Here is a 12,774-nt window from a genome sequence, read left to right as displayed (position 1 = left end):
ATGCCCACCCTGGTCGTCGCCGGACACGGCATGGTCGCCCACCGGCTCGTGGAGGCGGTGCGCGCGGAAGACCCTTCGGGGAACTGGCACGTGGTCGTCCTGTCCGAGGAGCCGCGCCCGGCGTACGACCGGGTGGCGCTCACGTCCTACGTGGACACCTGGGACCCGGCCGCGCTCGCGCTGCCCGGCTCGGACTACGCGGGCGACCCGCACGTCGACCTCCGGCTCGGTGAGCTGGCCGTTTCGGTGGACCGGACCGCGAAGACGGTCACCACGGCGTCCGGTGCCACGGTCGGGTACGACGCCTTGGTGCTGGCCACCGGCTCGCGGCCGTTCGTGCCGCCGGTACCCGGCCACGACCTGCCCGGCTGCTTCGTCTACCGGACCATCGAAGACCTCGACTCGATCCGCGCCGCGGCCGTCGACAAGCCCGGCCGCGGCCGGCGGTCCGCCGTGGTCATCGGCGGTGGCCTCCTCGGCCTGGAGGCCGCGAAGGCGTTGCGGGACATGGGTCTTTCGCCGCACGTCGTCGAGATGGCGCCGCGGCTGATGCCGCTGCAGGTCGACGAGGGCGGCGGCTCGCTGCTGCGGCGGCTCATCACCAACCTCGACGTCACCGTCCACACGGGAACGTCGACCGACGCCATCGAGGCCGACGGCTCGCGGCTGCTCGCCAAGCTGGGCAACGGCACCGAACTCGACGTCGACCTCGTCGTGTTCTCCGCCGGTGTCCGGCCGCGGGACGACCTCGCCCGGCAGTCCGGTCTGGACGTCGGTCCGCGCGGCGGTGTGCTGACGGATTCGTCCTGTCGCACCAGCGATCCCGCCGTGTACGCGATCGGCGAGTGCGCCGCGGTCGACGGCCGCGTCTACGGCATCGTGGCACCCGGGTACGCGATGGCGGAGATCGTCGCCGCGCAGCTCACCGGCGGCGCCGGCGAGTTCCCGGAGCCGGACACGTCCACGAAGCTGAAGCTGATGGGCGTCGACGTCGCTTCGTTCGGTGACGCGCACGCCCGCACCGAGGGCGCGCTGGAAGTCGCCGTCAACGACGCGGTCGCCGGCACGTACAAGAAGCTCGTGGTCACCGACGACGGCAAGACGCTGCTGGGCGGCGTGCTCGTCGGCGACGCGACCGAGTACAACACCCTGCGCGCGCTGGTCGGCCGTCCGCTGCCGGCCGAGCCGGGCGCGATCCTCGCTCCGGCGGGCGGCGGCGCGGCGGTGGGTGTCGACGCGCTCCCGGACGCGGCGCAGATCTGCTCGTGCAACGCGGTGTCCAAGGGCGCGATCACCCGCGCGATCCACGAAGACGGCTGCGACTCGGTGCCCAAGCTCAAGGCGTGCACCCGCGCGGGCACCGCGTGCGGCTCGTGCGTCCCGCTGCTCGGGCGGTTGCTGAGCGCGGCCGGTGTCGAGCAGTCGAAGGCCGTGTGCGAGCACTTTTCCCAGTCGCGCGCGGAGCTGTTCGAGATCGTCCAGGCCACGCGCATCACGACGTTCAGCGAGCTGATCGGCCGCTACGGCTCGGGCAGCGGCTGCGCGGTCTGCAAGCCGGTGGTGGCGTCGATCCTGGCCACCCTCGGCAACGGGCACGTGCTCGGTGGCGAGCAGATGACGTTGCAGGACACCAACGACCGGTACCTGGCGAACCTGCAGCGCAACGGCACGTACTCGGTCGTCCCGCGGATCCCGGGCGGCGAGATCACGCCGGAGAAGCTGATCGTGATCGGCCAGGTGGCCCAGGACTTCGGGCTGTACACCAAGATCACCGGCGGCCAGCGGATCGACCTGTTCGGCGCCACCGTGGACCAGCTGCCGCTGATCTGGCGGCGGCTGGTGGACGCGGGCTTCGAGTCCGGGCACGCGTACGGCAAGGCGCTGCGCACGGTCAAGTCGTGCGTCGGGTCGACGTGGTGCCGCTACGGCGTGCAGGACAGCGTCGGGCTGGCGATCGAGCTGGAGCTGCGCTACCGCGGGCTGCGGTCGCCGCACAAGCTCAAGTCGGCGGTCTCGGGCTGCGCGCGGGAGTGCGCCGAGGCGCGCAGCAAGGACTTCGGGATCATCGCCACGGAGAACGGCTGGAACCTCTACGTCGGCGGCAACGGCGGCACCACGCCCCGGCACGCCGACCTGCTGGTGTCCGATGTGGACACCGAGACGCTGATCCGCACGATCGACCGGTTCCTGATGTTCTACGTGCGCACCGCCGACCGGCTGCAGCGCACGGCGCCGTGGATCGAGGAGCTCGACGGCGGCCTCGACCACCTGCGCGCGGTGATCGTCGACGATTCCCTCGGCATCTGCGAAGACCTCGACGCGGCGATGGCCAAGCACGTCGACAACTACGCCGACGAGTGGAAGGGCGTCCTCGAGGACCCGGAGAAGCTGGCCCGGTTCTCGTCGTTCGTCAACGCGCCGGGCACGCCCGACCCGGCGATCTCGTTCCGCTCGGAGCGCGAGCAGAAGGTGCCGGTCATGCTGGGTGTCCCGGAGGTGCGGCGATGACGACGTCGATCGAGCGAACCTGGACGGCGGTCTGCGCCGCCGAGGCCGTCCCGGAGTACGCCGGGGTGGCGGCGCTGCTCGACGGCGGCGTGCAGGTGGCGATCTTCCGCCTGCCGGGCGAGCGCTGGTACGCACTGTCCAATTGGGACCCGTGCAGCGGCGCGGCGGTGCTCTCCCGCGGGATCGTCGGGGACGCGGGTGGCGTCCCGGTCGTCGCGTCGCCGGTCTACAAGGAACGGTTCGCGCTCGACAGTGGACAGTGCCTGGACGCCGAGGACGTGTCCGTGCCGGTGTACGAGGTGCGCGTGCGAGGGGGCGTGGTCGAAGTGGAGAGCCCGTGACCGATGTCCTCCCGCTGACCGGGTTCGTGGTCGGCATCACCGCGGCGCGCCGGGCTGACGAGCTCGGCGCGCTTCTGGTGCGCAAGGGGGCGGGCGTCCGCTACGGCCCGGCGATCCGGATCGTGCCGCTGACCGACGACACGGAGCTGCACGCGGCGACGGCCGGGCTGCTCGAGGCGCCGGTGGACGCGGTGGTGGCGACGACGGGCATCGGCTTCCGCGGCTGGCTCGAGGCGGCCGAAGGCTGGGGCCTCGGCGACGCGCTGCTCTCGCGCCTTGCGGAGTGCGCCCTGCTGGCCCGCGGCCCGAAGGTGACCGGCGCGATCCGGGCGGCGGGGCTGACGGAGGCGTACTCACCGGCGTCGGAGAGCAACGCGGAGCTGCTGCAGCACCTGCTGGCCGCGGACGTGTCGGGGAAGCGGATCGCGGTGCAGCTGCACGGCGAGCCGTTGCCGTACTTCGTGGAGACGCTGCGGGCGGCGGGGGCGGAGGTCATCGAGATCTCGGTGTACCGCTGGGTCGGCCCGGTGGACCCGGGCCCGGTCGACCGGCTCCTGGACGGGGTGCTGGACGGCTCGATCCACGCGCTGCCGTTCACGAGCGCGCCCGCGGCGGCTTCGCTGCTGGCGCTGGCCCGGCGCACGGGCCGGCTGCCGGGCCTGGTCGCGGCGCTGTCGGGCCCGGTGGTGGCGGCGTGCGTCGGCCCGATCACGGCGGGACCGCTGGCGGCGCTGGGGGTGCCGACGGTCCAGCCGCACCGGGCGCGGATCGGCGCGCTGGCCCGCACGGTGGCCGAGACGCTGGTGACGCGGTCGCCGCGGTTCCTCGCGGGCGGCCGGGAGATCGAACTGCGCGGCCAGGCGGCCATCGTGGACGGTGACTGGCGCGAGGTGGCACCGGCACCGATGGCGTTGCTGCGCGCGCTGGCGGCGTCGCCGGGCCGGGTGGTGTCGCGCCGCGAGCTGATCTCGGCGTTGCCGGGCGGCGGCGAGGAGCACGCGGTGGAGACGGCGATCGGCCGCCTGCGGACTGCGCTGGGCGGCGGGAAGGTCGTCCAGACGGTGGTGAAGCGGGGGTACCGGCTGGCCGTCGAGGCCTGACCGGCGTGTCAGCGGGCGTGTCAGCGCGGTGGCCACCCGGTGTCAGCGGCCCCGGTGAAAGTGGCTTCATCACCGGAACAGAGCCACTCAGGAGCCCCGAAATGCAGCACTTCGCCACCACCGCCCCGATCGCCACCGTCCTCGACATCCCCGCCGGCCGCGTCCGGTTCGTCGCCGCCGAGCCGGGCGAGACCACCGTCGACGTCCGCCCCGCCGACCCCGCCAAGAGCCGCGACGTGAAGGCCGCTTCGCAGGTCGAGGTCGGTTTCGCCGACGGCGTCCTGCGCATCGAAGGCGCGGCCGGGAACCAGTACTTCGGCCCGTCCGGCTCCCTCGACGTGGTCGTCAAGCTGCCCGCCGGTTCGGACGTCCGGGCCAGGGCCGCCGGCGTCGCGCTGCGGGGCGTCGGGCGCCTCGGCGACGTCACCGTGGAAGGCGCGCACGGCGAGGCCGTGTTCGACGAGGCCGCGAGCCTGCACCTGACCGCCCACGCCGGCGACGTCTCGGTCGGGCGCCTCACCGGCCCGGCGGAGATCACCACCGGCAAGGGCGACATCCGGATCGCGGAGGCCGTGAGCGGCAACCTCGTCCTGAGCACCCAGGCCGGCGACATCACGGTCGGCGCGGCGGCCGGCGTGTCCGCGTCCCTCGACGCCGGCACGACGTACGGCCGGATCCGCAACTCCCTCAAGAACACCGAGGGCGCGGCGGCCCTGACCATCCACGCGACCACGGCGTACGGCGACATCGACGCGGCCGCCCGGTGACCGCGCTCAGGGTGGGCTGGAGCCGCGCTTCAGCCCACCCAGGTGACCGCGTGCTTCTCGAACCCCCGCGCCGCCGCCACCCGCGCCGCTTCGGCTTCGGCGTCCTCGCGGACCGCCGGGCGGAGGGGGTCGAACGCCGTCACCGTGAACGTCAGCTTCGCGCCGCTGCCCTTCGTGCGCCAGGTGCCCGCGATGTCGCCGTCGGCCACGAGGACGCCGGGGTTGCCCAGCATCTTCCAGACCTCCTTGCGGCGCGCGGGATCCGGGACCAGCAGGGCCTTGTCGCGGGCCTGGATGAAGGGGTCCAGCGGCGGCAGCAGCCGCACCACGTCGGGTTCCGGCGGGTTCTCCAACGCGGCCAGCTGCGCCTCGGGCAGGTACTTCCGCCGTCCGTCCACCTTCACCTCGGCGAGGTCCGCCGGCCACGTCCGGTCCACGACCGCCTTGGCCGTCCCGACGAACTCCGCCGCCTCACCCGGGGACGCCGGGCCGTTGAGCCGCAGGTAGTCCTCGACCACCTTCGCCGCGGCCGCCGGGTCCGGGGTGCGGCGCAGCCGGCCGCGTCCTTCGAGCGGCGCCAGCGTCGCCGGGGAGGCGCCCGCGACCAGGCGGACACCCGCGTGCGGGGCCGCGATCCGCATCAGCTGTTCCTGGATGTGGGTGGCGCCGCACCCGCGGCACCACCGGGAGAACGACGGCGGCAGCGCCTTCGTCACCGCGGTGCTCGCCGCGCCCTTCGTCATCGGCTTGGTGACGACCTTGCGCAGCGCGGCCGCCGCCGTGAAGACCACTTCCGTCGCCGACTGGCCGGTCGCCGCCAGTTCCTTGCGCTGCCACAGCATCCGGGCGAGCGCGTCCGCGTCGTCGAGGGGCACCAGGGCCCGCGTCACCCCGGCCAGGTCCAGGTGGAAGTGCGGCGCGCCGCGCAACGTCCAGGCGAGCACGAGCCGCGGATCGTCCACTGGGGACACTTCGCCGTCGAGCCGGGCCACGAGGGCGAGCAGCGCGGTGTCGCGCATGCTGTCCTGCAGCCCGGCCTTGACGACGGCGAGGTCGGCGACGTCGCCGGCCGTGCGGTGCAGGCCGTGCTCGGCGATGCGGTAGGCGAGTACCTGGCGGCGGTCCACTTGCGACTCCTAGAACGCGTACTCGAACGTGTAGCCCACCTTGTCCACGCCGGTCGCGCCGCCGGCGGTCCCGCTGCCGGTCAGGCCGGCCAGTCCGCCGGTACCCGAACCGGGGACGACCTTGAACGTCGAGGTGAAGCCCTTGTCGTCGAACGTGTACTCGTGGCGCACGATGAACGTCCCTTCGCGACCGTCGACCTTGCCTTCGAAGCGCTCGAAGCTCGGCGACGTCGTCTGCCCGCTGTCGTAGCCTTCGCCCGCGTAGTACAGCAGAAGGTCGCAGATCGATTCACCCTCGATGACGCCTTCGTACGCGAACGTGACGTGTGCGTAGGCCACCCGCGGGCCGCCTTCGGTGCCGCTGACGATCTTCTCTTCCCAGTTCTTCGTCATGAACTCGTTCATGGAAGTCACCCTGCCGGACATACCTGTCAGCTTGTGTCAGGTATTTCTGCCAGAATCGGCGGCATGCGCGCGAGCCGCCTCCTGTCCGTCCTCCTGCTGCTGCAGAACCGCGGCCGGATGACGGCCGAGGAGCTGGCCGAAGAGCTCGAAGTCTCGGTGCGCACGATCTACCGGGACATCGACGCGCTGTCGGCGTCCGGTGTCCCGGTGTACGCCGACCGCGGGCGGACCGGCGGGTACCGCCTGGTCGACGGCTACCGCACCCGGCTGACCGGGATGACCGAGGAAGAGGCGCAGTCGCTGTCGCTGGCCGGGCTGCCGGTCGCGGCCGCCGAGCTGGGGCTGGGGACGGTCCTCGCGGCGGCGCAGCTCAAGCTGTACGCGGCGCTGCCGTCGGAGCTGCGCGACCGGGCCGGCCGCGTCGCCGAGCGGTTCTACCTGGACGTCCCCGGCTGGCACCGGGGGATCGAGAGCCTGCCGGCGCTGTCCGCCGTCGCCGACGCGGTGTGGTCGTCGCACCGGATCCGGATCCGCTACGAACGGTGGGGGCAGCGCGTCGTCGAGCGGGACGTCGAGCCGCTGGGGCTGATCCTCAAGGCGGGCAACTGGTACCTCGCGGCGCGGTGCGAAGGCACCGACCGGACGTACCGGATCTCGCGGGTGCAGGCGCTGGAGGACCTCGGCGAGGTGTTCGAGCGGCCGGCCGGCTTCGACCTCGCGCGGTACTGGCAGGAGTGGTCGGAGCAGTTCGAACGCCGGATGTTCCCGCGCGTGGCCGTGGTGCGGCTGTCGCCGCGGGCGCAGGCTCTCGTACCGTTCTACGCGGGTCCGGCCGGGGCCCGCGCGCTGCGGTCGGCCGTGGGCGAACCCGACGCGGACGGCTGGCTCACCGTGGAGCTGCCGGTGGAGCGCGGCGAACCGGCCATCGGCGAGCTGCTGCGCTTCGGGCCGCACCTGGAGGTCCTCGAACCGGCGGACCTGCGGGCGGAGCTGGCGGAAGCGATCGAGGAGATGGGCGCGATCTATGGGTGAGCTGAGTGGCATCGCCATCGGCGTCACGGCCGAACGCCGGGCGGAGGACTTCATCGCGGCCCTCGAACGCTACGGCGCCGAGGTCCGCCACGCGCCGACGATCACGATCGTCCCGCTCGAGTCGGATCCCGCGCTGCGGTCGGCCACCGAAGCGGTCCTGGCGGAGCCGGTCGCGTTCACGGTGGTGACGACGGGCGCGGGCTTCCGCGGCTGGCTCGACGCTGCCGATGGCTGGGGCCTGCGCGAGCCGCTGCTGGAGCGGCTTCGGGAGTCCCGGATCTACGCCCGTGGTCCGAAGGCGGTCGGTGCGGTCCGGGGTGCCGGGCTGCGGGAGTTCTTTTCGGCGGAGTCGGAGTCGAACGCGGAGCTGTTCGGGGCGGTGGCTTCGGCGGGTGTCGAGGGTGCGCGGGTGGCCGTCCAGCTGCACGGGACGCCGTTGCCGGAGCACACGGGGTTGTTGACCGGGGCATCGCTGGTGGAGGTGCAGCCGTACCGGTGGCATTCGCCGGCGGACGTGGCGCCGGTGCACGAGCTGATCGACGCGGCGGTGGCGGGGGAGGTGGCCGCGCTGGCGTTCACGAGCGCTCCCGCGGCGGCGAACTTCCTTTCGTTGGCGCGGTCCTACGGGCGGTACGAGGCGGTGGTGGCCGCTTTCCGGGGGCCGGTGGTGGTCGCGTGCGTGGGTCCGGTGACGGCGGCACCGCTGGAGGAGGCCGGGATATCGACCCTGCAGCCGGACCGCCAGCGGCTGGGCGCGTTGGTGAAACTGCTGGTCACGACCCTCGGCGACAGTCAGCACTGAGCCGCCGGGGCAGAGCTTCGCTCAGTACGTCTTGAAGACGCCCCCGGGCGTCGGCAGCCGGCCAGCGTGGAGTTGTCCTCGCGCAGCTCCTCGCCGGGGCACCGACGAGGTCAGTCCTCCTCGGCCGGGACCTCGCCGGCCTCGGCCGCCCGGACCGCTTCGCGGCTCGCGGCCTCCTCGCTCAGCCCGCGCCGCCAGTAGCCCGTGAAGCAGATCGCCCGCTTGTCGACCTCGCGCTCCCGCACCAGGTGCCGCCGCACCAGCTTCACCACGCCCGCCTCGCCGGACACCCACGCGTACGGCGTCCCGCCGGGGAACGTCGCGCCGCGGACGGCTTCCAGCAACGCCTCACCCAGCGGACGCGAGTCGCGCAGCACCCAGTGCACCTCGACCGCGCCCAAGGTGTCGAACGTCTGCCGGTCCGCCCGGTCCGCCAGCTCGACGTACACCGACGCCCGCGTTCCCGGGGGCAGCTGCTCGACGATCGCGCCGATCGCGGGCAACGCCGTTTCGTCGCCGACCAGCAGTTGCCAGTCGGCGGCGGGCGTGGGCGCGTACAGGCCGTGCGGGCCCATGAACGCCACCTGGTCGCCCGGCCTGACGCGCGACGCCCACGCCGACGCCGGGCCCTCGTCGCCGTGCAGGACGAAGTCGATGTCGACCTCCGCCGCGTCCGGCCGGATCGCCCGGGCCGTGTACGTGCGCATCGGTGGTCGGAGGTCGTCCGGCATCGCCAGGTACGTGCGGTACCAGGACATGACGTCGGAAGCGGTCTCCGGCAGCACCGGCTCCTCCTGCCCGGCGAGCGGGAAGAAGAGCTTCACGTACTGGTCGGGCGCCTGCGGCACCAGGTCGCGGAAGGTCTCCGCGGCGAGCGTCACGCGCACCAGGTGCGGCGACAGCGGCCGGGCCACCGTGACCGAGGCCCGGTGGTAGGTCAGGGTGGTGCGCTCCGCCTGCGTCGTCATTAGGCGAGGCTAACCTAAGCAACAGTGGTCAGAACAGCCCTTCCGGACCGGGATCCTCGTCACCTCCTTGCTTCCAGCGGTACTTCCGCAGGTCCACGCGCTGGCCGTCGGCCAGCACCCCTTCCGCCCGCAGCCGCTCCAGCTGGTCGTGGACCAGGTGGGGCGCCGGAGTCCCGTTCGCGCGCAGGATCCGGTGCCACGGCAGGTCGTGCCCGTCCTCGGCCAGGATGGCGCCCACCATCCGCGGCGAAGGCGCGCCGGCGAGCGCCGCGATGTCGCCGTACGTCGCGACCGAGCCGGCCGGCACCGACTCGATGATCTCCCGCACGCGCTCGTGCAGAACGTCGTCCATACCGACACTCTGCCGGATGGGTACGACACTTTTCGTGGCCGTCCGCCGCTAAGCCGTGCCGGTGCCGCACCCACTACTCCGGACGTGGTTCCATCGCGGGGTGAACGGGAGGCGAACGGCGCAGGCGGACGCGCGGCTGGTGCGCACGCCGGTCCCCGACGCACCCACGTTCACCTGGGGCGAAGGCGCCCGGCGCGTGCTCTCCGCACCCGGTGGGTTCCGCCGCGTGCTCGGCGGGCCCGGCACCGGCAAGACGTCGCTGCTCGCCTCGGCCGCCACCCGCCGCATCGCCGAGGGCGCGGACCCCGAGAGCGTGCTCGTGCTCACCACGTCCCGCAAGGCCGCGGACGCCCTGCGCGCCGACATCACGCGCCGGCTCACCGCCGACCCGGACCAGGCGCGGCCGCTGCCCCGGACCGTCCGCGAACCGCTCGTGCGCACCGTGCACTCCTACGCCTACTCGCTGCTGCGGCTGGAAGCGATGGCCGGGGAGCTCCCGCCGCCACGCCTGCTCGCGGGCGCCGAGCAGGACGTCGTCGTGCGCGAACTGCTGGCCGGTGACCTCGACGAAGAAGCCGAGTACTGGCCGGAACCGCTGCGGCCCGCCCTGATCGTCCCCGGCTTCGCCGAAGAGCTGCGCGACCTGCTGATGCGCGCGGCCGAGCGCGGGCTCGGCCCGGAGGACCTCGCCGAGCTGGGCCGCCGCCGCGGCCGTGACGAGTGGATCGCCGCCGGCCAGTTCTGGGCCCAGTACGAAGAAGTCACGCAGCTGCAGGGTGCGGGCGGCAACGCGCTCGGCGTCGCGAGCTCGCCCGCGCTGGACGCCGCGGAGCTGGTCACCTCCGCGCTGCTCGCCCTCGAGGACGACGACGAGCTGCGCGAACGCGAGCGCACCCGCGTCCGGCACCTGTTCGTGGACGACGCCCACCACCTCGACCCGCTGCAGACCAGCCTGGTCCGGGTGATCGGGCACACCGCGGCCGAGTTCGTCGTGGCCGGCGACCCCGACCAGAACGTGTTCTCCTTCCGCGGCGCGGACGCGAGCCTGTTCGCCGACGCCGACCCGGACGGCAGCCGGACCGTCACGCTCACGACGTCGCACCGGCTGGCCCCGGCCGTGCGCCTGGCGGTGGCGAAGATCGGCGCGACGCTGCCGGGTGCGTCGCAGCACCGCAAGATCGTCCCGCCGAAGGGCGCCACCGGCGGGAACGTGCGTGTCCGCGTGATGCCGACGCCCGCCGCCGAGGCGAGCTGGATCGCCGACCAGCTGCGCCGCGCGCACCTCGTCGACGGCGTTCCGTGGTCGGAGATCGCGGTGCTCGTCCGGTCGCCGGCGCGGACTTTCCTGGTGCTGCAACGCGCTTTGCGCGCCGCCGGCGTACCGATCGGGTCGGCGACCGAGGAACTGCCGCTGGCGAAGCAGCCCGCGGTGCGTCCGCTGCTGGCCGTGCTGAAGCTCGCGCCCGCACCGGAACTCCTCGACGTCGACCTCGCGGAGATGCTGCTGTCGTCTGCGCTCGGCGGCGCGGATCCCTTGGCGCTGCGGCGGTTGCGGCGCGGTCTGCGCCGCCTCGAACTGGCCGGCGGCGGGCAGCGCTCGAGCGATGAGCTGCTCGTGGAAGCGTTGCGGGGCGGGGACGTCCTCGCCGGGCTGGCCGACGCCGAGGCCGAGCCGGTGCGGCGCGTCGGCGGGCTGCTGCGCGTCACGCACCAGGCCGTGGCCCGAGGCGACGGCGTCGAGCAGGTGCTGTGGCAGCTGTGGCGGGAAAGCGGCCTGCAGGACAAGCTGCTGCGCCAGGTCGAGCGCGGCGGTTCGCTGGCCGCGCAGGCCGATCGCGACCTCGACGCCGTGGTCGCGTTGTTCGACGCCGCCGGCCGGTACGTCGACCGGTTGCCGCGCGCGAGTGTCGCGTCCTTCGCGGACTACCTTGGCGCGCAACGGATCGCGGGCGACACGCTCGCTCCGGCCGCTGTGCCGGGCGACGGTGTTTCGCTGCTCACGGCGCACTCGGCCGCCGGTCGCGAGTGGACGGTCGTCGCCGTCGCCGGTGTCCAGGAGGGCGCGTGGCCGGACCTGCGGCTGCGCGGATCCGTGCTGGGCGTGGAACGGCTCAAGGACCTGATGGCCGGGGTCGACGACGACGCCGTGTCCCAGACCGCCCCGATCCTCGCCGAGGAGCGGCGGCTGTTCTACCTCGCGATGAGCCGCGCGAAGCAGACGTTGCTCGTCACCGCGGTTTCGGGCGAGGACGAGCAGCCGTCCCGGTTCCTCGACGACCTGGAGGAGAACGGCGCCGACGACGGCGGTCTCGACTCGCGGATGAAGCCGCCGGGGCGGTCGCTGGTGCTGGCCGAGCTGGTGGGGGAGCTGCGCGAGGTCGTCTGCGACGACAAGGCGGAGCCCGCACGCCGGCGCCGGGCGGCGAAGCAGCTGGCGCGCCTGGCCGACGCGAAGGTGCCGGGCGCGCACCCGTCGACGTGGTACGGCCTGCTCCCGGCGTCCACCGACGTCCCGGTGCACCCGCCCGGCGACCTCATCCGGATCTCACCGTCCACAGTGGAAATCCTGACGAAGTGCCCGCTGCGCTGGATGATCGAGCGCCACGGTGGCAGCGACCCGGCCCAGCTGGCCGCGGTGACCGGCACCCTGGTGCACGGGCTGGCGCAGGCGGTCGCGTCCGGTCGCACGGACGCGGAGCTGCAGTCCGCTTTGGACGATGCCTGGGTGCGGGTCGACGCCGGGGCGCCGTGGTTCTCGCGGCGGGAACGGCGGCGCGTCGAGCAGATGCTGCAGAACTTCGTGACGTGGCTGGAGCGCAGCCGGGCGGAGCTCAAGGAAGCCGGCGTCGAGCAGGACATCGAGGTGGAGCTGCCGGCCGGTGGCGCCGACGAGGTCCGGGTGCTGCTGCGGGGCCGCGTCGACCGGGTGGAGCTCGACGCCGACGGGCGGCCGGTGATCGTCGACATCAAGACGGGGAAGGTGCCCGTTTCGGGCGCCGACGCCGAGGCGCACCCGCAGCTGGCGGCGTACCAGCTCGCGGTGCTGCTGGGAGCGATCAAGGGCAGCAACGAACCCGGCGGCGCGAAGCTGGTCTACGTCGCGAAGGCGAACAAACAGACCGGCGCCACCGAACGGTCCCAGCCGCCGCTGGACGAGGTCGGCGGCAAGCAGTGGCTGGAGCTGGTCCGCGACGCCGCGGCGTCGGCCGCCGGGCCGGACTACCAGGCGCAGGAGAACCCGGACTGCGACCGCTGCCCGGCCCGCGGCTGCTGCCCCCTGCGCCCCGAAGGCCGACAGGTACCAGGCCCGTGACCGCCTCAGCCACCGCCGCACTTTCACGTGAAAGTGCGGCTTTGCGGCACAAAGCTGCA

11 protein-coding genes are annotated in these 12,774 nt (G+C 73.4%); 7 read left to right on the top strand and 4 right to left on the bottom strand.

Features of this window, described 5'->3' with window-relative positions; translation table 11 throughout:
• From nirB to MUY14_RS31190, 4 genes are all read left to right on the top strand, one after another.
• The gene (nirB, locus tag MUY14_RS31205) at positions 1-2,508 is read left to right on the top strand and encodes a nitrite reductase large subunit NirB (RefSeq protein ID WP_247014487.1); all 2,508 of its coding nucleotides are present in this window, start codon (positions 1-3) and stop codon (positions 2,506-2,508) included.
• Positions 2,505-2,849, top strand: a complete 345-nt coding sequence (nirD, locus tag MUY14_RS31200; RefSeq protein WP_247014486.1) for a nitrite reductase small subunit NirD — start codon at positions 2,505-2,507, stop codon at positions 2,847-2,849. The genes nirB and nirD overlap by 4 nt, the downstream gene beginning before the upstream one ends.
• Positions 2,846-3,949 (top strand): uroporphyrinogen-III synthase, encoded by a 1,104-nt coding sequence (locus tag MUY14_RS31195; protein ID WP_247014485.1) that lies wholly within the window; start codon positions 2,846-2,848, stop codon positions 3,947-3,949. Before nirD ends, MUY14_RS31195 begins: the two co-directional genes overlap by 4 nt.
• A 101-nt stretch (positions 3,950-4,050) precedes the next feature.
• Complete coding sequence (locus MUY14_RS31190; protein ID WP_247014484.1) at positions 4,051-4,716, top strand: DUF4097 family beta strand repeat-containing protein; 666 nt, start codon at positions 4,051-4,053, stop codon at positions 4,714-4,716.
• 29 nt (positions 4,717-4,745) lie between these two features.
• On the opposite strand, the gene MUY14_RS31185 is transcribed toward MUY14_RS31190, so the two are convergent.
• Positions 4,746-5,843 carry a DNA glycosylase AlkZ-like family protein gene (locus MUY14_RS31185; protein ID WP_247014483.1) on the bottom strand — a complete coding sequence of 366 codons (1,098 nt, stop codon included), beginning with the start codon at positions 5,841-5,843 and terminating at the stop codon, positions 4,746-4,748.
• Between the two features lie 9 nt (positions 5,844-5,852).
• Entirely contained in the window at positions 5,853-6,248 is a 396-nt protein-coding gene (locus MUY14_RS31180) for a DUF3224 domain-containing protein (RefSeq protein ID WP_247014482.1), read from the bottom strand.
• A gap of 63 nt (positions 6,249-6,311) precedes the next feature.
• Between MUY14_RS31180 and MUY14_RS31175 the strand changes: the two genes are divergently transcribed.
• Positions 6,312-7,280 (top strand): YafY family protein, encoded by a 969-nt coding sequence (locus MUY14_RS31175; RefSeq protein WP_247014481.1) that lies wholly within the window; start codon positions 6,312-6,314, stop codon positions 7,278-7,280.
• Positions 7,273-8,082: a uroporphyrinogen-III synthase gene (locus MUY14_RS31170; RefSeq protein ID WP_247014480.1), complete on the top strand. Its 810-nt coding sequence runs from the start codon at positions 7,273-7,275 to the stop codon at positions 8,080-8,082. Before MUY14_RS31175 ends, MUY14_RS31170 begins: the two co-directional genes overlap by 8 nt.
• Positions 8,083-8,192: 110 nt before the next feature.
• On the opposite strand, the gene MUY14_RS31165 is transcribed toward MUY14_RS31170, so the two are convergent.
• Both MUY14_RS31165 and MUY14_RS31160 read right to left on the bottom strand, forming a co-directional pair.
• Complete coding sequence (locus MUY14_RS31165; protein WP_247014479.1) at positions 8,193-9,050, bottom strand: siderophore-interacting protein; 858 nt, start codon at positions 9,048-9,050, stop codon at positions 8,193-8,195.
• A 28-nt stretch (positions 9,051-9,078) separates the two neighbouring features.
• On the bottom strand, positions 9,079-9,402 hold the full coding sequence (locus tag MUY14_RS31160; protein WP_247014478.1) for an MGMT family protein: 324 nt from the start codon (positions 9,400-9,402) through the stop codon (positions 9,079-9,081).
• Between the two features lie 139 nt (positions 9,403-9,541).
• On the opposite strand from MUY14_RS31160, the gene MUY14_RS31155 reads away from it, so the two are divergent.
• Positions 9,542-12,715, top strand: a complete 3,174-nt coding sequence (locus MUY14_RS31155; RefSeq protein ID WP_247025332.1) for an ATP-dependent DNA helicase — start codon at positions 9,542-9,544, stop codon at positions 12,713-12,715.
• Positions 12,716-12,774 lie beyond the last annotated feature (59 nt).

The sequence above is a fragment of the Amycolatopsis sp. FBCC-B4732 genome (assembly GCF_023008405.1).
Taxonomy (GTDB): Bacteria; Actinomycetota; Actinomycetes; order Mycobacteriales; family Pseudonocardiaceae; genus Amycolatopsis; species Amycolatopsis pretoriensis_A.
This window is presented reverse-complemented; position numbering and strand designations above follow the sequence as displayed.

Coding starts and splice junctions, on each gene's coding strand:
- nirD (WP_247014486.1), top strand. CDS start 2,505: ATGACGACGTCGATCGAGCGAACCTGGACGGCGGTCTGCGCCGCCGAG.
- MUY14_RS31165 (WP_247014479.1), bottom strand. CDS start 9,050: ATGACGACGCAGGCGGAGCGCACCACCCTGACCTACCACCGGGCCTCG.
- MUY14_RS31160 (WP_247014478.1), bottom strand. CDS start 9,402: ATGGACGACGTTCTGCACGAGCGCGTGCGGGAGATCATCGAGTCGGTG.
- MUY14_RS31170 (WP_247014480.1), top strand. CDS start 7,273: ATGGGTGAGCTGAGTGGCATCGCCATCGGCGTCACGGCCGAACGCCGG.
- MUY14_RS31175 (WP_247014481.1), top strand. CDS start 6,312: ATGCGCGCGAGCCGCCTCCTGTCCGTCCTCCTGCTGCTGCAGAACCGC.
- nirB (WP_247014487.1), top strand. CDS start 1: ATGCCCACCCTGGTCGTCGCCGGACACGGCATGGTCGCCCACCGGCTC.
- MUY14_RS31190 (WP_247014484.1), top strand. CDS start 4,051: ATGCAGCACTTCGCCACCACCGCCCCGATCGCCACCGTCCTCGACATC.
- MUY14_RS31180 (WP_247014482.1), bottom strand. CDS start 6,248: ATGAACGAGTTCATGACGAAGAACTGGGAAGAGAAGATCGTCAGCGGC.